Below are 21,919 nucleotides of genomic sequence, written 5' to 3' on the forward strand. Positions count from 1 at the left end.
GAACAGTTATGTGAGATTTACTTAAATTAAAAATAGACGGGCACATTGCTCAAATTACCATCGCCAATCCACCGGCTAATACTTGGACTTATGAGTCGTTAAGCGAGTTAAAGTCATTAGTAGAAGCGTTAAATATCAATAAAGCCGTTTATGCTTTAGTGATCACTGGCGAAGGTGATAAGTTTTTCTCTGCTGGTGCAGACTTAAATGTGTTTGCTGACGGTGATAAAGGCGTTGCCTCTGATATGGCTAGAGTGTTTGGCGCTGCGTTTGAAACGTTACGAGATTTTAGAGGCGTATCCATTGCTGCTATTAATGGTTATGCCATGGGTGGAGGATTAGAAGTGGCGCTTGCTTGTGATATCAGAATTTGTGAAGAACAGGCTCAAATGGCACTGCCAGAAGCAAAAGTTGGTTTATTACCTTGTGCTGGTGGTACGCAAAACTTATCTTGGTTGGTGGGAGAAGGTTGGGCAAAACGTATGATCTTATGTGGTGAACGCATTAAGTCAGACGTGGCATTAAAAATTGGTTTGGTTGAAGAGGTCGTTGCTAAGGGGGAAGCCTTAAATGCAGCAATGAAATTAGCTGAGCAAACCGCAGAGCAAAGTCCAACATCTATAACCGCATGTAAATCATTAATTCAAGCAGGTAGAAGCGGCAACATAAATGCGGCATTACCTTTAGAACGTGAAATGTTTGTCGGCTTGTTTGATAGTAAAGATCAAAAAGAAGGGGTGAATGCCTTCTTACAAAAACGTAAACCTGTTTGGTTAAACGAATAGTCGATCTTGTATATAGCAAATCTTCTATGAATAAGCCTTGTAGGAATAAGCCTTGTAGCAAAAAACTTTAGGAAAGTAATATGTCTAACGTCGTTTTATTTAAAGAGATTGAGTCGCCATCTAATAAAAAGATAGGTGTAGTGACCTTAAACTCTGAAAAGTCACTGAACTCATTAAGCTTAGAGATGGTGAACTTGTTAATGCCGCAGTTATTGGCATGGCAAGCAGACTCGTCTATTGCCATGGTGATGTTAGAAGGCGCAGGCGAAAAAGCATTTTGCGCTGGTGGCGACGTAGTCCAGCTATATAAATCAACGGTAGCGGCAGGCAAAGGAAACTACTCACCAGAAGTAGAAACTTTCTTTGCCAAAGAGTATGAACTAGATCATTTAATTCATACCTACACTAAACCGATATTATTGTGGGGACATGGCATCGTTATGGGCGGTGGTCTTGGGCTGTTAGCTGGAGCAAGTCATCGAGTGGTGACTGAAAAGTCCAGAATTGCGATGCCAGAAATTACAATTGGCTTATATCCTGATGTCGGTGGCAGTTACTTTTTAAATAAAATGCCAGCAGGCTGTGGTTTATTTCTTGGCTTAACAGGCGCTTCTATTAATGCAACCGACGCTAAGTTTGTAAATTTAGCGGATCATTTTGTTAGCTCGGAACATAAATCTCAGCTTATTGAGCAGCTATTGTTAACAGACTGGCAAGATTCAGGTGAGGTTAGTCAGTATAAGCAAACAAGCAATCATCAAAAGCTGTCGGATTTATTAGCAGCTCTTGAGTTAAAAAAAGAGCAAGAACAATCATTAATGCCGGCAGCTAATTTAGCGCGCTTTACTTCTTTTTTAGCTGAACTTGAACAATGTAAAACAGTACAAACGTCGGTTACTAAAATAACAGAGCACCAGGTTGACGATAAATGGTTTAACAAAGCCCAATCCTCGTTAACCCATGGTTGTGCATTAAGTGCTCATATCATTTTCCGTCAGTTATCACTTGGTAAAACATTATCGATTGCAGAGAGTTTTAGATTAGAGCTCGGTCTTTCAGTGCAATGTGCAGCTATCGGAGAATTTGCTGAAGGTGTTCGTGCTTTATTAATAGATAAAGACAATAACCCTAACTGGCATTTCAAGACCCTGAATGATGTAAGTGAAACAACACTAGATAAAATATTCACATCACCTTGGCCGAATAATCAACATCCGTTAGCGAATCTCGGCAAGTAAGCCAATTTACAGAACGAGCTTGTTAATAGAACTAGCTGATGAGTAGAACTAGATAAAAAAGAACTAGATAAAAGAACAAACAGATTTGAGTTATTTCATTCGCATAATGAGAAACAACCTTTGAACAGATAAAGAGAATTGAAATTATGACAAGCATCGCATTTTTTGGACTAGGTAATATGGGCGGCCCTATGGCTGCAAACTTAATAAAAGCTGGGCATCAAGTTTGTGTATTTGATTTATTCCCGGAAGCGGTTGATAAGTTAGTCGCACTTGGTGCAACCACAGCAACCACTCCAGAACTTGTTGTAAAAAATGCAGACGTTGTCATTTCAATGTTACCTGCAGGTAAACATGTATTTGACTTGTACCTAGGTGATAACGGTTTAGTTAAGGCATTAAAACCAAATACCTTAGTTATAGACTCTTCTACTATAGACTCAGCTACCGCAATCAAAACCGCACAAGGGTTAAAATCTCATAAGATTCATTTCATTGATGCGCCAGTATCTGGTGGTGTAGCTGGAGCAAGTGCTGGAACATTAAGTTTTATGGTCGGGGGAGCAGAATCAAATTTTGCATCGGCGAAACCTTTATTAGACGTTATGGGTAAAAATATCTTCCATGCGGGGGAAGTCGGTGCAGGGCAGGTTGCTAAAGCTTGTAATAACATGCTGTTAAGCATTCTTATGGTGGGTACATCAGAAGCATTGCAGCTTGGTATCGACAATGGACTCGATCCAAAAGTGCTATCAGAAATTATGTCCAACAGCTCCGGCAGTAATTGGACACTAGATGTATACAATCCATGTCCAGGTGTAAGTGAAGGGGTTCCATCGTCAAATAATTACCAAGGTGGTTTTATGACAGACTTGATGGCGAAAGATTTAGGTCTAGCAATGGACACTGCAGTACAGTCACATTCATCAACACCACTTGGTGGATTAACCAGAAGTTTATACGCATTACACCAAAAATCAGGGAATGGTAAAAAGGACTTTTCTAGTATTTTTGAGCAATTTAGCCAAAAGAATTAAAGAACTCGTATACAGGTGTAAGTTAAATCCAATAAATATAACTATATCGCGTATTAAAATGCATGGATCTGGTAAATGAATAGATATGAATTTACCAGACATGCTCCCTCATTCTTTACCTATTCAAACTTAAAACGCCTCTAAAACCTCTTTTAGAGGCTAATAATAACGCCACTTGTATGTTAATTAATCATTCAAACGTTTTTTGTAATTAATTTGAAATAAAGGCTTGCGCTGAATCCGAAACTCCCTATAATGCGCCCCATGTTGTCAGGGAGACATCAAACGGCAGAAAGATAAAGTTAAGTAAGCAGTTTGAGATTGAAATTGATTAGGAAGTTTGCAAAAACTAAATAAAAAAGATTTCAAATAATCGTTGACAACGATAACGGGAAGTGTAAAATGCGCATCCCGGTTGAGACAAGCCTTGAGCGACTCAAATGAGAGTCAGTCTTAACCAGAACCTTCGGGGTTCGAAATGTTCTTTAACAACTTGTAATTAATTATCTGTGTGGGCACTTGTGAATGATAGTAACAAAAAGATTTACTATTTTTTAAGTGTCTGTACAAACAAATTTATTTATTTGAACAGTATTTATTGAGTAGGATTAAATGAAACACTTTAAAGTGAAGAGTTTGATCATGGCTCAGATTGAACGCTGGCGGCAGGCCTAACACATGCAAGTCGAACGGTAACAGAACTAGCTTGCTAGTTGCTGACGAGTGGCGGACGGGTGAGTAATGCTTGGGAATTTGCCTTTAGGTGGGGGACAACAGTTGGAAACGACTGCTAATACCGCATAATAGCTACGGCTTAAAGGGGGCTTCGGCTCTCGCCTTTAGAGAAGCCCAAGTGGGATTAGATAGTTGGTGTGGTAATGGCGCACCAAGTCAACGATCCCTAGCTGGTCTGAGAGGATGATCAGCCACACTGGAACTGAGACACGGTCCAGACTCCTACGGGAGGCAGCAGTGGGGAATATTGCACAATGGGCGCAAGCCTGATGCAGCCATGCCGCGTGTGTGAAGAAGGCCTTCGGGTTGTAAAGCACTTTCAGCGAGGAGGAAAGCTTGGTGGTTAATACCCATCAGGTGTGACGTTACTCGCAGAAGAAGGACCGGCTAACTCCGTGCCAGCAGCCGCGGTAATACGGAGGGTCCGAGCGTTAATCGGAATTACTGGGCGTAAAGCGTACGCAGGCGGTCATTTAAGTCAGATGTGAAAGCCCCGGGCTCAACCTGGGAACTGCATTTGAAACTGGATGACTAGAGTGCGACAGAGGGTGGTAGAATTTCAGGTGTAGCGGTGAAATGCGTAGAGATCTGAAGGAATACCAATGGCGAAGGCAGCCACCTGGGTCGACACTGACGCTCATGTACGAAAGCGTGGGTAGCAAACAGGATTAGATACCCTGGTAGTCCACGCCGTAAACGATGTCTACTAGCAGCTTGGCGCTTAAGCGCTGTTTTGCGAAGCTAACGCGATAAGTAGACCGCCTGGGGAGTACGGCCGCAAGGTTAAAACTCAAATGAATTGACGGGGGCCCGCACAAGCGGTGGAGCATGTGGTTTAATTCGATGCAACGCGAAGAACCTTACCATCTCTTGACATCCAGAGAATTTTCTAGAGATAGATTAGTGCCTTCGGGAACTCTGAGACAGGTGCTGCATGGCTGTCGTCAGCTCGTGTTGTGAAATGTTGGGTTAAGTCCCGCAACGAGCGCAACCCTTATCCTTAGTTGCTAGCAGGTTATGCTGAGAACTCTAAGGAGACTGCCGGTGACAAACCGGAGGAAGGTGGGGACGACGTCAAGTCATCATGGCCCTTACGAGATGGGCTACACACGTGCTACAATGGCAAGTACAAAGGGTTGCAAACTCGCGAGAGTAAGCGGATCCCATAAAGCTTGTCGTAGTCCGGATTGGAGTCTGCAACTCGACTCCATGAAGTCGGAATCGCTAGTAATCGTGGATCAGAATGCCACGGTGAATACGTTCCCGGGCCTTGTACACACCGCCCGTCACACCATGGGAGTGGGCTGCAAAAGAAGTAGGTAGTTTAACCTTCGGGAGGACGCTTACCACTTTGTGGTTCATGACTGGGGTGAAGTCGTAACAAGGTAGCCCTAGGGGAACCTGGGGCTGGATCACCTCCTTATACATAAAGTTATGAGATTTACTCGTGTCCACACAGATAATTAATTACGAATTGTGAGCAAGAAGAAGTTACAGGTAGGTGGCATAAGTTAGCGCTTGTGGCATTTTATATAGGCCTGTAGCTCAGCTGGTTAGAGCGCACCCCTGATAAGGGTGAGGTCGGCAGTTCAAGTCTGCCCAGGCCTACCAAATTTAGCGATATGCTTCGTTATTTGACTCGTCGTGTGGAAACCACACGTCCTCATCAAATGCCTAGCCTAGCACTAAATTACCATTATCTAATTATTTAGGTAATGTACCATCATATAGATGGGGCTATAGCTCAGCTGGGAGAGCGCTTCCCTTGCACGGAAGAGGTCTGCGGTTCGATCCCGCATAGCTCCACCACTTCTTCTTAAATGAACATAAGCTCAAATAAATACACATTAAGTGGTTAACTTTAGTGTCTATTTATTTGGGTTTTTTAAAACTCAATTGCTCTTTAACAAATTGGAAAGCTGAATAAAAAATAAAGGTATAAATCTTATTTTAGTTCTTAGGAATTAGATTAAGTAATTTGTATCACTGTAAGAGAAAACTCAAGCGTTATTTATGTCGATTGTGTTTTTAGCGAACGCAATCAAAATGGCATAACCTACGACTTAGTGCGAGAGCATTTAAGGTTGTATGGTTAAGTGAATAAGCGTATACGGTGGATGCCTTGGCAATTGGAGGCGATGAAAGACGTGTTAATCTGCGATAAGTCTGGTTAAGGTGATAAAAACCGTTATAGACCAGAATTTCTGAATGGGGAAACCCACTGCATTTTGTGCAGTATCGCATAGTGAATACATAGCTATGCGAAGCAAACCCGGAGAACTGAAACATCTAAGTACCCGGAGGAAAAGAAATCAACCGAGATTTCCTGAGTAGCGGCGAGCGAAAGGGAAACAGCCGATTCAGTATGATGTAGTGGAAGGTTCTGGAAAGTTCCGCAATAAAGGGTGATAGCCCCGTACACGAAGCAGCATATTGGACACATTAAGTAGGTCGGAGCACGAGAAACTTTGACTGAAGATAGGGGGACCATCCTCTAAGGCTAAATACTCCCAATTGACCGATAGTGAACCAGTACCGTGAGGGAAAGGCGAAAAGAACCCCTGTGAGGGGAGTGAAATAGAACCTGAAACCGTATACGTACAAGCAGTAGGAGCAGACTTGTTCTGTGACTGCGTACCTTTTGTATAATGGGTCAACGACTTATATTTTGTAGCAAGGTTAACCGAATAGGGGAGCCGTAGGGAAACCGAGTCTTAACTGGGCGAATTAGTTGCAAGGTATAGACCCGAAACCCGGTGATCTAGCCATGGGCAGGTTGAAGGTTGAGTAACATCAACTGGAGGACCGAACCCACTAACGTTGAAAAGTTAGGGGATGACCTGTGGCTAGGAGTGAAAGGCTAATCAAACCGGGAGATAGCTGGTTCTCCCCGAAATCTATTTAGGTAGAGCCTCGGACGAATACTTACGGGGGTAGAGCACTGTTTGGGCTAGGGGGCCATCCCGGCTTACCAACCCCATGCAAACTCCGAATACCGTAAAGTAATATCCGGGAGACACACGGCGGGTGCTAACGTTCGTCGTGGAGAGGGAAACAACCCAGACCGCCAGCTAAGGTCCCAAAGTTTATGTTAAGTGGGAAACGATGTGGGAAGGCTTAGACAGCTAGGAGGTTGGCTTAGAAGCAGCCACCCTTTAAAGAAAGCGTAATAGCTCACTAGTCGAGTCGGCCTGCGCGGAAGATGTAACGGGGCTAAACATAACACCGAAGCTGCGGATCTTTACTTTATTGTAAAGGTGGTAGGGGAGCGTTCTGTAAGTGGCTGAAGGTGAATCGAGAGGTTTGCTGGACATATCAGAAGTGCGAATGTTGACATGAGTAACGATAATGGGGGTGAAAAACCCCCACGCCGAAAGACCAAGGGTTCCTATCCCATGCTAATCAGGGTAGGGTAAGTCGGCCCCTAAGGCGAGGCAGAGATGCGTAGTCGATGGGAAACAGATTAATATTTCTGTACTTTTAATCATTGCGATGGGGGGACGGAGAAGGCTAGGTGAGCACGGCGTTGGTTGTCCGTGTGAAAGTATGTAGGTGGTTAGTTTAGGTAAATCCGGACTTTCATTCAACACTGAGATACGAGACGAGTCACTAAGGTGATGAAGTCATTGATGCCATACTTCCAGGAAAAGCCTCTAAGCTTCAGATGATTAAGAACCGTACCCTAAACCGACACAGGTGGTCAGGTAGAGAATACTAAGGCGCTTGAGAGAACTCGGGTGAAGGAACTAGGCAAAATGGTACCGTAACTTCGGGAGAAGGTACGCCAGCATTGGTGATGGGACTTGCTCCCTAAGCTGAAGCTGGTCGCAGTGACCTGGTGGCTGCAACTGTTTATTAAAAACACAGCACTGTGCTAAATCGAAAGATGACGTATACGGTGTGACACCTGCCCGGTGCCGGAAGGTTAATTGATTGGGTTATCTTCGGAGAAGCTCATGATCGAAGCCCCGGTAAACGGCGGCCGTAACTATAACGGTCCTAAGGTAGCGAAATTCCTTGTCGGGTAAGTTCCGACCTGCACGAATGGTGTAATGATGGCCACGCTGTCTCCACCCGAGACTCAGTGAAATTGAAATCGCAGTGAAGATGCTGTGTACCCGCGGCTAGACGGAAAGACCCCGTGAACCTTTACTACAGCTTGACACTGAACATTGAATCTACATGTGTAGGATAGGTGGGAGGCTTTGAAGCAATGACGCTAGTTGTTGTGGAGCCAATCTTGAAATACCACCCTTGTATATTTGATGTTCTAACATTGGTCCCTTATCGGGATTGTGGACAGTGTCTGGTGGGTAGTTTGACTGGGGCGGTCTCCTCCCAAAGAGTAACGGAGGAGCACGAAGGTTTGCTAAGTACGGTCGGACATCGTACGGTTAGTGTAATGGTAGAAGCAAGCTTAACTGCGAGACGGACATGTCGAGCAGGTACGAAAGTAGGTCATAGTGATCCGGTGGCTCTGTATGGAAGGGCCATCGCTCAACGGATAAAAGGTACTCCGGGGATAACAGGCTGATACCGCCCAAGAGTTCATATCGACGGCGGTGTTTGGCACCTCGATGTCGGCTCATCACATCCTGGGGCTGAAGTCGGTCCCAAGGGTATGGCTGTTCGCCATTTAAAGTGGTACGCGAGCTGGGTTTAGAACGTCGTGAGACAGTTCGGTCCCTATCTGCCGTGGGCGTTGGATGATTGAGAGGGGCTGCTCCTAGTACGAGAGGACCGGAGTGGACGAACCGCTGGTGTTCGGGTTGTCATGCCAATGGCATTGCCCGGTAGCTACGTTCGGAATCGATAACCGCTGAAAGCATCTAAGCGGGAAGCGAGCCTCGAGATGAGTCATCCCTGACAGTTTAACTGTCCTAAAGGGTTGTTGAAGACTACAACGTTGATAGGTAAGGTGTGGAAGTGCTGTGAGGCATTAAGCTAACTTATACTAATTGCCCGTGAGGCTTAACCATACAACGCTTAAGTGTTCTTGAACGTTGATACAAATTACATACTTTATTTTTTACTTAACTGATTATTCGGTTAAGAAGCTTTCCATTGTTAAATACGCAATAACGCTTTTGTCTGGTGGCAATAGCGCTGTGGTCCCACCTGAATCCATTTCGAACTCAGAAGTGAAACGCAGTTGCGGCGATGGTAGTGTGGCAGTCGCCATGCGAGAGTAGCTCACCGCCAGACTCCTAATACCTAAAGCTCTGAGTTTACTCGGAGCTTTTTTAGTTTTAAGTCTCTTATTTCTCAAATTACTTAAAACTTACCAGTTTATGCTTGATGGCAATAGCGCTGTGGTCCCACCTGAATCCATTTCGAACTCAGTAGTGAAACGCAGTTGCGGCGATGGTAGTGTGGCAGTCGCCATGCGAGAGTAGCTCACCGTCAAGCTTCCATTATAAACGCCCTAAGCATAAGCTTAGGGCGTTTTTTTATGCCTGAAATTTATATTGTCAGTGAGGATTATCATTTAGAGGGCATAGTGATGTTAACAGGAGAGCTATATTTCTTGGTTTTACTAGATTTCTAGGTACAAAAAAGGCCAAATTAATGGCCTGTTTGATTTTACTGAGAGCTTTATAAAGGTTAATTGTTAACTATTAAAACCTAAAGCGTCTGTATGTAGTGATATAGCGACTTCAAGATAGCCGTTTTTTCTGGATTATCTTGATTGGCTTCTGCATTGTTCTCTAAACTTAGCTGGAATTCAGTAAAGGTTAAGTTAGGTTTATCTAACCCATTCATTAACTTGTCAGTTCTATACTGCTGCCACCAATTCAATTCTTCTGGTAACAAGCTAGATGTGAAGTAACGAGCCTTATAGAGTCTCCACAATTGTACTAATCGTTGATCTTTAAACTGAGGTTCTAGTTTCCATTGCTCTGCAATTGGATGTGAATGTATATAATTCATCTGTTGCTTGTCAGCGTCAGAAATAAAGCCGTCGTATAAACGATATTCCGGGTTTGTTTCTTTCTCAAATTCGTTTTCAAACTCAAAAACCTTAGCAAGTTTGGTTTTTAACTCAGGATTGTTTTTAATAATCGCTAAGTTATCCAAGCATAACTGTCTATCTATGCCTAAACGTTCGGCATTTTCAGGTAATAAGGTTTTTGCTGGTGCGAGGACTGGGCATTTATTCAAATGAACCAGTTTTAAGCCAATACGCTCTTCACCGTTTAAGTCTTCTGTTTTGGTATATAACTTTTCAGAAATTTCTTCTGCTGTTAATGCCAATAAAGGCGTTGGATCTTTAGTTAAGTCGTAGATAACCACCGCGTTTTTATTCTTATGATGAAACGCGATAGGGGCAACCCAAGATGTACAACCTTGCCAAGGCGAGAACATACCTGTGGTATGAACCAATGGCGTAGAGCGATAGACATCAATCAAATCATTAAGGTTTTTCTTATGTCTGTGTTCAAACAAGAAGCTATAAAGTTTTGGCTGTTTGGTTTTAATTAACTTAGCTAATTCGATGGTGGCGATAACATCAGACAATGCATCATGCGCTGCACCGTGATCTATGCCATTTGCTTTGGTTAATAACTCTAGTCTAAAGCTAGGTTTGCCTTCATCATCCGTTGGCCAATTAATGCCTTCAGGTCTTAATGCGTAACAAGCACGCACCATATCTAATATGTCCCAACGAGAATTGCCATTTTGCCAACTGTAGCTATACGGGTCGTAAAAGTTTCTATATAGCGTATAACGGATCATTTCATCGTCGAAACGTACATTATTGTAACCAATACAAGTTGTATTTGGCTTGCTGATCTCTAAATGAATTTTCTTAATGAACTCGGGTTCAATCAAACCGTCTTGTAAGGTTTTTTGTGGCGTAATGCCAGTGATCAAGGCCGCTTCAGGGTGTGGTAAATAGTCATTGGGAATTTGACAGTATTCAACAAGTGGCTCGCCTATAATATTTAGGTCTAAGTCGGTTCTGATGCCGGCAAACTGTGAGGGTTTATCTTTCTTTGGGCTAGTGCCCCAAGATTCAAAATCGTACCAATATAGAGTTTCTGTTGAGTCAGTCATTATAATTTGTCAGTAAATATACAAAGTACCGACTTTAAAGGGTTACAAAGGCATCGTCAAAGTGAATCTATCGATTGTTTAGTAACAGATTAAAATTAAAGCATTAACTATCCGTTTTACATCGATTACAGATTTTTTCAAAAGGATTATGATTAAGTGATTCAAGCTCAATTACCTCTCCACAGTTTTGGCATAAACCAAAGCAGCCTTGCTCTATATCGTTAATAAGACTTTTTATTTCGGACAACTCCACCTTGGTTTGATGAGCAATAGAAAATAAAACATCGTCAGTCGATGACTCTGAACTGAAATCTTGTTGAATACTCGACAGACGAGAGTGAAGCTCGTCACGTTTGTATTTCATTAGTTGGTAAAGCTCTTGGTAAAGCATAAGGAGGTACTAGTCAGTTATGAATTATGTACTGCTTAGCATAACGTCTAAATTTTAATGTGAATTGATCTGAAATAAGTTTGTGTAGTATCGTTTGGATTAGGGGCTATTTTTCACCGCAACATCGTTCTTGTCAATTTTAACCAGACAGTTAAATAGGCGCCAGGGTTACAAAAAATGAAAGATAAACAGCCCCGTATAAAGGCTTAGATCCAACTCATAAGCGCATAATTAAATATGCCAAATAAAAGGTGATCCATGAAAGCATTAACAATAATAAAAACAAAACTAATAACAAGCATTGCATTAGTTTTTGCACTTACTGCTTGTTCAGATAACGCTTCTACAGATAACACGGTAAAAGCTGAATTTGCAATCGCTATCCACGGTGGTGCGGGCACTATTTTAAAAAGTAAAATGACAGATGAAGTAGAAGCTCAATACAAAGAAAAACTACAAGAAGCAAGAGACGCCGGTTACTTAGTGTTAGAAAATGGCGGCACTAGTCAAACAGCGGTTCTTGCTGCAATTCAAATAATGGAAACGTCTCCACTGTTTAACTCAGGTGTTGGTGCGGTTTACACTTATGAAGGCGAGCATGAACTTGATGCATCGGTAATGGACGGATCAAACAGACAAGCTGGTGCAGTGGCAGGCGTTAAAACCGTTAAAAGCCCAATTGAATTAGCTATCGCAGTAATGGAAAAATCTGAACACGTTATGTTAAGCGGTAAAGGGGCAGAAGCCTTCGCAGTTTCACAAGGTATGACTCCAGTTAGTAATAAAATGTTCGACACCGAGCGTAGATTGGAATCATTAAAAAGAGCCAAAGCAAAAATGCAGGTTAGCAAAAACTGGTCAGCATCAGAGGACTTTCGATTCGGGACCGTAGGTGCGGTAGCGCTAGATAAAAATGGTAATTTATTCGCAGGAACATCAACAGGCGGAATGACGGCTAAACGTTGGGGCCGAGTTGGTGATTCTCCTATTATTGGTGCCGGAACCTTCGCTGACAATACAAGTTGTGCTGTATCGGCGACGGGTCATGGAGAATATTTTATTCGTTATAACGTGGCATCGGATATTTGTGCCAGAGTGGAATACCAAAACAAAAGCATTGTTGAAGCGGGTGATGAAGTTATCCATGATGTGTTATTGCCTGTCGGTGGTACAGGTGGTGTCATTATTTTAGATACAAAAGGCAATATCCATATGCCATTCAATACCACTGGAATGTATCGAGCGAGTAAATCATCTAATGGTGATGAGTCGGTTGAAATATTTAAATAGGCAGAATATAAACTGCACTAAGATAAAACTTAGTGCAAATTTATGCATTTCCCCCTTTGTTTAAATAGAATTATTTTTGGACGAAAATACAGCAGAAACATCGTTTTAGTTCTAATGTTAAATTAACTACAAACAAGTAAATCCAAATAATAATACTAAAACAGCAGGGGAAGTGGATGGAATCGTTAAAAATAGAAGATTATATGGATCATCGGGCCATTTTTTTTAATGGCTCTGAAAGTGTTGTTGAAGCGGTTGAAAGACTATTAGAGTCAAATACTACAGGCGCCGTTGTAATTAATAATGATAAAAAAGTTATTGGTTTTCTTTCTGAACAAGACTGTATAAAATCCATGTTATCTTCGTCTTACCATAGTGGTGAGCTTTCAAAAAACGTATCGGATGTAATGAAAAAAGACGTACTAACTAAAAAACCGTATGAAAGCATTTTAGAACTCGCTGTTGAAATGTCAGGTACTAAGCCTAAAAATTATCCTGTAGTTGACGATAATGAGCAGTTAGTTGGCACGATTAACCGTACCAAGGTTTTAAAAGCGCTCGATATGCACTTTCATTCAATTTATGAACATGGTCATCATTTCATATAATTAAAATTATATTTTGTAAAAGCCTCAATCTACTTTAGCTTGGGGCTTTTTTGTCACTGATTAAAAGTGGTAGAATGCAGGCAATTACATTCCTAATTTTTATCTATAGTGCTTAATATTATTGTGCCTGAAATTAATTCGTTAAATCTTAAACAAGTTTTAAAACAAGATCTTCATCCCTTATCTAGTCGACTTCGTCGTATCCAGAAAATTCAAGATCTTGATAAACAGTCAAATGCACTGGATAAATTACAGCGCGACATAGACAAGTCTATTGCCCTTAGGGAAACCCGCATTGCTGGTTTACCTAAAATTGAATATCCAGAACAGCTGCCAGTTAGCCAAAAACATGTTGAAATAAAAAAAGCCATTAGCGAAAACCAGGTTGTGATCATCGCCGGTGAAACGGGATCAGGTAAAACAACACAGATACCAAAAATGTGTATGGAGCTTGGTCGAGGCATTGAAGGTAAAATTGGGCACACACAACCAAGACGACTTGCAGCTCGCAGCGTAGCAACCCGAATTTGTGATGAATTAGGTTGTGAAATGGGCACAGCCGTAGGTTACAAAGTTAGATTCTCAGATCATGTAGGTGACAATACTTATGTGAAATTAATGACGGATGGTGTGTTGTTAGCAGAAATGCAACACGACCGATACTTAAACCAGTACGACACCATTATCATAGATGAAGCCCACGAACGCAGTTTAAACATCGACTTTATATTAGGTTATTTGCGTGAGCTATTACCTAAACGTCCAGACTTAAAAGTCATTATTACCTCGGCAACCATAGACCCACAAAGCTTTAGTGAGCATTTTAAAGGTGCGCCAATTATTGAAGTAACGGGCAGAACCTTTCCGGTAGAAGTGCGTTACAGACCTTTAGATGAAGTGTCATCAGAATATTTAAGCGACGAATCTGCTGGCGGCTCCAATAATGACAATGACCAAATAACCGCTATTTACGCGGCTGTAGATGAACTGGCACGGGAAAGTAGCGGCGACATTCTGTTGTTTATGAACGGGGAACGAGAAATACGTGACACCGCAGACGCCTTAGCCAAACGTAATTTACGCAATACCGAAATCTTACCTCTGTACGCGCGTTTATCGGCAACCGAACAAAATCGAATTTTTGCACCGCATCATAATCGTCGAATTATTTTAGCCACCAACGTAGCTGAAACCTCGTTAACCGTACCTGGTATTAAGTACGTTATCGACACAGGTACAGCAAGAATTTCACGATACAGTTACAAATCTAAAGTACAACGTTTACCAATTGAGCCAATTTCTCAAGCCAGTGCTAATCAAAGAAAAGGTCGTTGTGGTCGTACTGAAGCTGGTATTTGTATTCGTTTATTCAGTGAAGACGACTTTTTATCGCGTCCAGAGTTTACCGCGCCAGAGATTTTAAGAACCAACTTAGCGTCGGTTATTTTACAAATGATGTCGCTGAATCTAGGCGACTTAGAAGACTTCCCGTTTATTCAAAAACCAGACAGCCGTTTTATTAACGACGGTTTACGTTTGTTGGAAGAGTTACAGGCGATAACGGAAAATACCGATCCTAAAGCTAAAAGTAGTTATAAATTAACGCCGTCTGGGAAAAGTTTAAGCCGCATTCCAGTAGACCCAAGATTGGCCAAAATGATATTTACCGCAGCCAGTAGTAATTGTTTGCATGAAATTATTGTGATTGTGGCCGCACTTAGTATTCAAGACCCAAGAGAACGTCCGTCAGACTTTAAACAAAAGTCAGATGAATTACATAAACGCTTTAAAGATAAAGACTCAGATTTTGTCGCGTACTTAAATCTTTGGGATTATTTAATAGCTAAGAAAAATCAAGTCTCTGGCAGTCAGTTTAGAAAACAATGTAAACAAGAGTTTTTAAACTACATGCGTATTCGCGAATGGCAAGACTTGGTTTATCAAATAGAACAAAGTGTGTCTGAGCTAGGTTTTAACGTTAAAGCCGCTAAAGCGCAAAGCCAAGAAACAAGAGACGCATCAGCACAAGCTAATGCTCTTGATAACAGCCACGACGAATTAAATGATATACCAACAGTACAACGAGATTACCAAGGTTTACACCAAGCCTTATTGTCTGGTTTGTTGAGTCACATTGGTCAAAAAGAAATAAAAGACACGGATAAAAAGCCGAGCAAAGACAAACGTCCAGGTATGCCAGGATACGAAGGCGCCAGAAACAGCCTGTTCCACATATTCCCAGGTTCGCATTTATTTAAAACATCCGCCAAATGGGTGATGGCGGCAGAGTTGGTGGAAACCTCAAAACTGTTTGCTCGTTATGCCGCTCGTATTCAACCTGAATGGGTTGAGCCGTTGGCACAACATGTTATGACCAAAAACTATTCAGAGCCGCACTGGAGCGAAAAACAGGGCAGTGTTCAAGCATTTGAAAAACAAACCTTATACGGTTTAGTTATTGTGCCAAAACGCCGTGTTAACTTTGACAAAATAGACCCAGTTATAAGCCGCGAGATATTTATCCGTGACGCATTAGTTAATGGTCAACTTGGACACAAACTCGATTTTTTAGCTCACAACAGTGAGTTAATGGAAGACATCCAACGTCTTGAAAACAAAGTTAGACGCCGCGATTTATTGGTAGATGAAGAAGAACTGATTGGCTTTTACCAAAAGAAACTACCAAAAAATATAGCCAGCAAAACCGACTTATTAAAGTGGATTAAGAACAACGACCAAGAGCAACTTAAAGCCAAAAAAGAAGACTTTATGTTGTCAGACGGCACTGAGCTTTCTGCGATTTCTTATCCAGATTTTTGGCGTCAGGGCAATTTACGATTACCACTGGATTACGACTTTGAACCGGGCGAAGAGTTTGCCGACGGTATTTCTGTCCGAATTCCATTACCGTTATTGAATCAAGTAACCGACAGCGAATTTGACTGGCATATTCCAGCCTACCGTCACGAGCTGATCATGGCGCTTATTAAGTCACTACCAAAACAGTTAAGACGTAACTTTGTACCTGCACCAAACTACGCAGATGCGTTATTACAAAGACTAAAAGAAAAATACACAGATCATACCGTGCCATTTATCGACGTGATCACAGAAGCGCTGTTTAGAATGACAGGCGTGAAGTTAAATAAAGAAGACTGGGTGTTAAACAAGTTAGAAAAACACTTAAAAATTAACTTTAGAGTAGTGGACGATAAAGAAAATATTATCGGCCAAGGCTTTAACTTGGACGAGGTTAAAGCGTCGTTACAACAACAAGTTAAAAAGACAATCAAAGCCGTAGCCACCGACGACATTGAAAAAACCGATGTTAAAGATTGGGACTTTGGTGACTTACCAGCAAGCTATATGAAAAGCCAAGGTAATTACCAAATCAAAGCGTTTCCTGCACTGGTAAAAACTGGCAGCAAAGTGAATGTTGAGCTGTTAGATCATGAAGAAGTCGCAGAGGCGAGTCACTTAGCAGGCATAGTTGAGCTTATTTTTAAGACCTTGCCATCACCAATAAAACACTTGCAACAAAAGCTGCCAAACAAGTCAAAGCTGGTATTGTACTTCAATCCATTTGGTCAAATTGATCAGCTTATAAGTGACTGTATTCGTGCGGTGATCACCAAAGAAGTCACCGATAATGTACCCCGAACTCAAGATGCATTTAATGCATTACGAGACAAGATCAGAGGCGAGTTAAACGACACTGTTTTTGATGCTGCTATGCAAGTAGAAAAAATATTACTGGTAGGCCATAAGATATCTAAGCAACTTAAAGGCAAGATCAGTTTTGATATGATCCAAGCCAATGCGTATATCAAAGCACATTTAGATTCATTAATTTATAAAGGCTTTGTTAGTGAATGTGGCATTGACCGCTTGCCAGATATTTACAGGTACGTGTTAGCGTTAGAAAAACGTTTAGAGAAAATTAAAATTGATGCGAATAAAGACCGCATGAATCAAATTGACCTAGACAAAATTTACGACTTATACGACAAGCTAACCGACAAACTGCCAAAAGAGTTACCAATCCCAACTGCGATCACTGACGTGTACTGGATGATAGAAGAGTTACGCGTATCTCTGTTCGCTCAAGGTATTGGCACTAAATATCCAATATCTATTAAACGCATTAAACAGGCGATTAATGAGTTGGGGTAGAGTGATTTTTAGTTGTTGTTTTTAAGTGAAGAAGGAACCATAAGGTTCCTTTTTTATTCTTTTTACTCGCAACTCGCAACTCGACACTCGCAACTCGCAACTCGCAACTCTCAACTCTCAACTCGACACTCGCAATTCGCAACTCTCAACTCTCAACTCGGAACTCGGAACTCTCAACTCTCAACTCTCAACTCGACACTCGCAACTCGACACTCCTGACTACAGCCATTCACGTTATAGCAGTATAGTTTTATAGGTGATTAGGTTATATTGACCCGTATTGTTAATGGCAAAATAAATACTACTGCAAGAAGTAAGATTTAATTTTAAAGGATATTTTATGGGTGAGTTATATATTCAATATGAATATTGGTTTGCAGCAATACAGCTTTTCTTCGCGATGTTAGGAATGGGCGCTACGTTAACGTTTAATGATTTTAAAGACGTTGCACGAGAACCTAAGTCGGTTGGTATTGGCGTAGTATTACAATTAGTTATAATTCCATTATTGGCATTTGGCTTTATTTATTTTACTGATGTGTTAGCAGGTGTTGCTATTGGCATCGCTCTATTAGCCGCTATTCCTGGTGGAACAACATCTAATATTTTTACCTATTTAGCTAAAGGAAATGTGCCTCTTTCCATTTCAATTACTGGATTAACCACCCTCGCTTGTTTATTAACAACGCCATTGATTTTGGGGTTATTGATCACCGAGTATTTACCAGACAACTTTACTATGCCCGCCGACCAAATCATTAGAGACATTACTTTCATTCTGCTTCTTCCTCTGATAATTGGCATGTTGATTTTACGCTACATTAGCAATCACGCGAGCTGGATATCGGCCTGGAGCATTCGACTTTCTCTTGTTGGTATTATTCTCATTGTGGTTGGCTCTGCTAGTGCAGGCCGTTTAGATATAGACGCTTACGGCACTCATAATATGATGTTAGTTAGTCTCTTCATTATCAGCTTACTTTGTTTTACATGGTTAATGTTAAAAGTGTTGGGTCTTTCAAAGAGTGATAGTACCGCGATAGAAATGGAAGTTATTGTGCGTAATGTTAATTTGGGTGTAATGATAAAAGCATCAATGTTCCCTGTAATAGTTGGAAGCGCCAATATAATTGGCGACATGGTTCTTTTTACCGTTCTACTTTATGGTGCGTTACAAATTATCATAGCTGCAATAGTTATTATGTTTAAAAGGCGAGGGCTGAAGGTTTTGTCTTGAGGTTGAAGTTACCTTTTTGCAACCACCCAAAACGGGGCGGGCTTAATTTGTTTTAAAAGATTAAAAGATTAAAAGATTAAAAGATTAAAAGACTGTTTCACCTGCGGCGACCATACCTTTTTCAACAGCCAAAAAGGTAGGCCAAAAGGCCGCTTCCAACAAAATCTAATACTTCATTAAATAGTTATTTTTGTTTATAAAAAAGGATTGGAAAATCGTCCCTGACAACCAATCCTTTCTCAGCATCCATGCTTCGAATTTTATAAAAAATAATATTTAACAAAGTGATTTTGTGATGGAGACTTAAAAGCAAAAAACAAAAGCGCGAACCTGCGGTTCGCTACTACTCAATTGACTTATATGTTTGACCAAATTAGAGTGGGTGTTATATAAGTTTTTTATTTATAAAGGAAAATCATGAAAATTCTATCTTTGATTGTAGCTATTATAGTATTAACTGGGTGTGCTAGTAAGTATAAACCACCGGCAAATAACATCCCTTCAGCAAACATTGTATTTGAATTAATGACTCCTTCAGGCCCTGGTGGAGGCACTTTACTTGTTGGCACTGAACAGAGATGTAAGGCAAGTAAAATGGTGTCAGGTATAATGCTTGGACATACATTTATGAGTGATAAAAATATCGTGGAAACTAAGGTGAAGGTTGGTACTCCAATTACTTTACGCGCACAGATCGCAGACACTATTTTATATACATGCGATTCAACTTTAGTTTTTACACCAGAAGCAGGAAAGTCTTATTATTCTACGTTTGAATATCATTTACCTGGTTGCAAAATTGAAGTTTTTGAGGGGACTAAGCAAGATAAATCAGTAATTGATTATAGTATGTGTAATTAATAAAAAAAGCATTACAAAATTAGATTGAACATCCACGGTATATGTTAATTATTTGGAAGTAGTATGAAAACGGATAGATTTTTTAAATTGATTTGGAATTTTAATGGATTAGTTTTGTTCATTGGAATTGTTACAGCTACGTTGTTTATTTCTTATAAACTGTTCTCAGAGCTATTTAAAGACGAAATTGTAGAACAACCAATATTAAATTTAGCTCAAGATGATAAAAAAGAAGAAAAATGGAGTTTAGGTTATCCTCGTAAAATTGGTAATACTGACTTTCATATCATTCCGCTAGAATCAGAAAAACTTTCAGTAGAAAAAAGCCAACAAGATATTAGACTGGAAAGCTTTGGTTCTAGTAGTTACGGTTATACACCAACAAGATCAAAAAACGTACTTTTACTCAATGGAAACACGAATCATGCAGCTTGGTTATTTCCTACCACTGAGCAATTAATAATTGATATTAAGCCATTAGTCGATAGAAAGTTTAAAGATAACTCTCTTACTCTAGGTATCTCATATGAAGTCATTAATAGTGATACCAATAATGACCAAAAATTAGATCATACAGACAAGCTTACTTTTGCAATAAGTAGGGTAGATGGCTCTGAGTACACTGAAATTATTACAGATTACAATAATATAGTTGAATCTAGTTTAAACTCAGACGGTAATCTTTTTGTTGTATTTATTCATCAAAATGAAGTTTATTCAATGGTCGTCGACTTAGCTTCATTTAAGATCTTAAATAAAAACTTGTTGCCTAAAGTTGGTGATTTATAAATATTACTTTACTAGATAAAAAGCATGTTAAACAGGTTACACCTTGCGGCTTTTAAAATGATTTTTGGAGAAAATGTGAAGTATTTATTAATTGCTTTTGTTCTTATTTTTGTAACAGATTCTGTGGCTGCAGATTATATTTCAAAAGACGAGTTTACTAATCGATATATAACAATAATTCAAAAGAAAAACACAGAATTATTAGTAAAGAAAACAGCAAGCTTAGCTGTAGAGTATGAAACAAAATCAGGCCTTAAACAAAGTTCTAATTTGCATAATGCATATTTACAATACAAAGCTAATCCTGAAGACTTGAGTCCTATTTTAGAACAATACAGTAATTCCTTACTTGAGAATGCATTAAAATTATCGACGTCATTAGATAAAAGTCGAATATTTCCAGTTATTAAAGATAAAAGTTATATTTTACAAATAAGCTTAATGGCTAAAGCAAAGTACGAAAATAAAGGTATGCCTTTTCTTTATAAAAAACTAAATGAAGTGCTGTATTTGGTTTTTGCTTTGGATACTCAAAACTCTATGCGTTTTCTCAATGAAAACGATCTTATAAAACTTGAATTAAAACAAACTGAGTTACTCCCTTTATCAATAGAAAATCTAAAACGTGAGTTTGCTGGGCTAAGTGTACAAGGTGACCCTTCCAGTTTATCCATGTTAGTAGCTGACGGTAATTATGAAGCGTCGTTCTTTGTAGTTGATAGTCTTTGGGATAAAAAAATATTTCCGGTTAAAGGTGATATCGTAGTCCATATGCCATCTAGAGATACAGTGCTTATAACAGGCTCAGAAGACTTAGACGGTTTGAAAAGAGTTTCAGGAATTATTAGTAAGAATACGAATAATCTTGCCTACCCAATAACAAATATTGGCTTCATTAGGATTAATGGCGCTTGGGAGTTATATAAACCCAAATAAGGAAAATTAAGTTAGGTGCTCTTGTTATTCTTAAGTTGTCATAAATGACTAACAAGGTAATAGATGACAAAGCTACCTATGTTTAAAATGTTTATGAAAAATTTTATATTAACAACATTATTTATAGTACTTCCAATGGGCTTGTTCGCAAAGGAAAGTAAAGAGCAAGAATTTTGGAAATGGTTTGTTAAAAATGAGAATGTTATTTTTAACTTTGAAAAAGATCAGGAAAACGTATTTGATTTAATCTCATCTAAATTATCAGGATTTGAAGATAACATCACATTCGAAATATCTTATGTCAAAGAAGGTAAGCGAGAATTTATCATAAGTGCTGGTGGTATTTCAGAAACATTCCCGTATGTTGAATCGTTAGTTAACAGTGCTCCACAGCTTAAGTTATTTTCTGTTATTGCTTTTCGACCTAGAATAGAAGGTTATGAAGGGTTCAAGTTGCTTTACGCTGATAGAGAATTTGATGTTTCTAACATTTGGGTATATTCCCGTGTTGAAAATGGCTTTTTTGATTTAGTCATATACCACCCAGATTTTAATAAAGAAGAATCGAATATATTTATAGCGGGTTCATACTTATTGCTCGACATGGCTTTAGGTGAGTATGATGTGGTAAAGCATATTCGCTATATTGATCATAAAAAACTACCTAATAATCCTACTGAACTAGGACTAAAACCATTTGCAGAGCTTAGAAATATATTTGATGATTATAAAAAAGCTAATAATTTAATTAATCAAAATTAAATTATTCAAAATTAAATT

13 protein-coding genes, 2 tRNA genes and 4 rRNA genes are annotated in these 21,919 nt (G+C 39.9%); 17 read left to right on the forward strand and 2 right to left on the reverse strand.

The window, feature by feature from the left end:
• Positions 1-32 precede the first annotated feature (32 nt).
• The 9 genes from BTO11_RS09970 (at position 33) to rrf (BTO11_RS10010) (ending at position 9,204) form a co-directional block, all read left to right on the forward strand.
• Entirely contained in the window at positions 33-785 is a 753-nt protein-coding gene (locus tag BTO11_RS09970; RefSeq protein ID WP_105052467.1) for an enoyl-CoA hydratase, read from the forward strand.
• A gap of 80 nt (positions 786-865) precedes the next feature.
• Positions 866-2,023, forward strand: a complete 1,158-nt coding sequence (locus BTO11_RS09975) for an enoyl-CoA hydratase/isomerase family protein (RefSeq protein ID WP_105052468.1) — start codon at positions 866-868, stop codon at positions 2,021-2,023.
• Between the two features lie 146 nt (positions 2,024-2,169).
• Positions 2,170-3,060, forward strand: a complete 891-nt coding sequence (gene mmsB, locus BTO11_RS09980) for a 3-hydroxyisobutyrate dehydrogenase (protein WP_105052469.1) — start codon at positions 2,170-2,172, stop codon at positions 3,058-3,060.
• Between the two features lie 624 nt (positions 3,061-3,684).
• A 16S ribosomal RNA gene (locus BTO11_RS09985) occupies positions 3,685-5,218 on the forward strand.
• 111 nt (positions 5,219-5,329) lie between these two features.
• Positions 5,330-5,406, forward strand: a tRNA-Ile gene (locus BTO11_RS09990).
• A 122-nt stretch (positions 5,407-5,528) separates the two neighbouring features.
• Positions 5,529-5,604: transfer RNA gene (locus BTO11_RS09995), tRNA-Ala, on the forward strand.
• Positions 5,605-5,885: 281 nt separating this feature from the next.
• Positions 5,886-8,774, forward strand: a 23S ribosomal RNA gene (locus BTO11_RS10000).
• A gap of 111 nt (positions 8,775-8,885) precedes the next feature.
• Positions 8,886-9,000 (forward strand): 5S ribosomal RNA (gene rrf, locus BTO11_RS10005).
• Between the two features lie 89 nt (positions 9,001-9,089).
• Positions 9,090-9,204, forward strand: a 5S ribosomal RNA gene (rrf, locus tag BTO11_RS10010).
• Together the 16S, 23S and 5S rRNA genes with 2 tRNA genes alongside form the textbook arrangement of a ribosomal RNA operon.
• A 216-nt stretch (positions 9,205-9,420) precedes the next feature.
• On the opposite strand, the gene sbcB is transcribed toward rrf (BTO11_RS10010), so the two are convergent.
• Positions 9,421-10,854 carry an exodeoxyribonuclease I gene (sbcB, locus tag BTO11_RS10015; protein ID WP_105052470.1) on the reverse strand — a complete coding sequence of 478 codons (1,434 nt, stop codon included), beginning with the start codon at positions 10,852-10,854 and terminating at the stop codon, positions 9,421-9,423.
• 103 nt (positions 10,855-10,957) lie between these two features.
• On the reverse strand, positions 10,958-11,218 hold the full coding sequence (locus tag BTO11_RS10020) for a TraR/DksA C4-type zinc finger protein (protein ID WP_146105475.1): 261 nt from the start codon (positions 11,216-11,218) through the stop codon (positions 10,958-10,960).
• A gap of 285 nt (positions 11,219-11,503) precedes the next feature.
• Here BTO11_RS10020 and BTO11_RS10025 point away from each other — a divergent pair, with 285 nt between their 5' ends.
• The 8 genes from BTO11_RS10025 to BTO11_RS10060 all read left to right on the forward strand — a co-directional run bounded on the left by BTO11_RS10025 (position 11,504) and on the right by BTO11_RS10060 (position 21,901).
• Entirely contained in the window at positions 11,504-12,535 is a 1,032-nt protein-coding gene (locus BTO11_RS10025; protein ID WP_105052472.1) for an isoaspartyl peptidase/L-asparaginase family protein, read from the forward strand.
• 176 nt (positions 12,536-12,711) lie between these two features.
• Positions 12,712-13,143, forward strand: coding sequence for a CBS domain-containing protein (locus tag BTO11_RS10030; protein ID WP_105052473.1), 432 nt, complete (start codon positions 12,712-12,714; stop codon positions 13,141-13,143).
• Positions 13,144-13,266: 123 nt separating this feature from the next.
• Positions 13,267-17,316, forward strand: a complete 4,050-nt coding sequence (gene hrpA / locus BTO11_RS10035; protein ID WP_373295209.1) for an ATP-dependent RNA helicase HrpA — start codon at positions 13,267-13,269, stop codon at positions 17,314-17,316.
• Positions 17,317-17,656: 340 nt separating this feature from the next.
• The gene (locus BTO11_RS10040) at positions 17,657-18,553 is read left to right on the forward strand and encodes a bile acid:sodium symporter family protein (RefSeq protein ID WP_105052474.1); all 897 of its coding nucleotides are present in this window, start codon (positions 17,657-17,659) and stop codon (positions 18,551-18,553) included.
• Positions 18,554-18,970: 417 nt separating this feature from the next.
• Complete coding sequence (locus tag BTO11_RS10045) at positions 18,971-19,414, forward strand: hypothetical protein (RefSeq protein ID WP_105052475.1); 444 nt, start codon at positions 18,971-18,973, stop codon at positions 19,412-19,414.
• A 114-nt stretch (positions 19,415-19,528) separates the two neighbouring features.
• The gene (locus BTO11_RS10050) at positions 19,529-20,203 is read left to right on the forward strand and encodes a hypothetical protein (RefSeq protein ID WP_146105476.1); all 675 of its coding nucleotides are present in this window, start codon (positions 19,529-19,531) and stop codon (positions 20,201-20,203) included.
• Between the two features lie 75 nt (positions 20,204-20,278).
• The gene (locus BTO11_RS10055) at positions 20,279-21,139 is read left to right on the forward strand and encodes a DUF1444 family protein (RefSeq protein ID WP_181135885.1); all 861 of its coding nucleotides are present in this window, start codon (positions 20,279-20,281) and stop codon (positions 21,137-21,139) included.
• 63 nt (positions 21,140-21,202) lie between these two features.
• The gene (locus BTO11_RS10060; protein ID WP_105052478.1) at positions 21,203-21,901 is read left to right on the forward strand and encodes a hypothetical protein; all 699 of its coding nucleotides are present in this window, start codon (positions 21,203-21,205) and stop codon (positions 21,899-21,901) included.
• Positions 21,902-21,919: the final 18 nt, after the last annotated feature.

Source organism: Psychrosphaera saromensis, from assembly GCF_002954545.1.
In the GTDB taxonomy this organism is placed as follows: Bacteria; Pseudomonadota; Gammaproteobacteria; order Enterobacterales; family Alteromonadaceae; genus Psychrosphaera; species Psychrosphaera saromensis.

Bases quoted from the DNA above. Each gene is read 5' to 3' on its own strand.
- BTO11_RS10060 (WP_105052478.1), top strand. From the start codon at position 21,203: ATGACAAAGCTACCTATGTTTAAAATGTTTATGAAAAATTTTATATTA.
- BTO11_RS10020 (WP_146105475.1), bottom strand. From the start codon at position 11,218: ATGAAATACAAACGTGACGAGCTTCACTCTCGTCTGTCGAGTATTCAA.
- BTO11_RS10045 (WP_105052475.1), top strand. From the start codon at position 18,971: ATGAAAATTCTATCTTTGATTGTAGCTATTATAGTATTAACTGGGTGT.
- sbcB (WP_105052470.1), bottom strand. From the start codon at position 10,854: ATGACTGACTCAACAGAAACTCTATATTGGTACGATTTTGAATCTTGG.
- mmsB (WP_105052469.1), top strand. From the start codon at position 2,170: ATGACAAGCATCGCATTTTTTGGACTAGGTAATATGGGCGGCCCTATG.
- BTO11_RS10025 (WP_105052472.1), top strand. From the start codon at position 11,504: ATGAAAGCATTAACAATAATAAAAACAAAACTAATAACAAGCATTGCA.
- BTO11_RS10040 (WP_105052474.1), top strand. From the start codon at position 17,657: ATGGGTGAGTTATATATTCAATATGAATATTGGTTTGCAGCAATACAG.
- BTO11_RS10030 (WP_105052473.1), top strand. From the start codon at position 12,712: ATGGAATCGTTAAAAATAGAAGATTATATGGATCATCGGGCCATTTTT.
- BTO11_RS09975 (WP_105052468.1), top strand. From the start codon at position 866: ATGTCTAACGTCGTTTTATTTAAAGAGATTGAGTCGCCATCTAATAAA.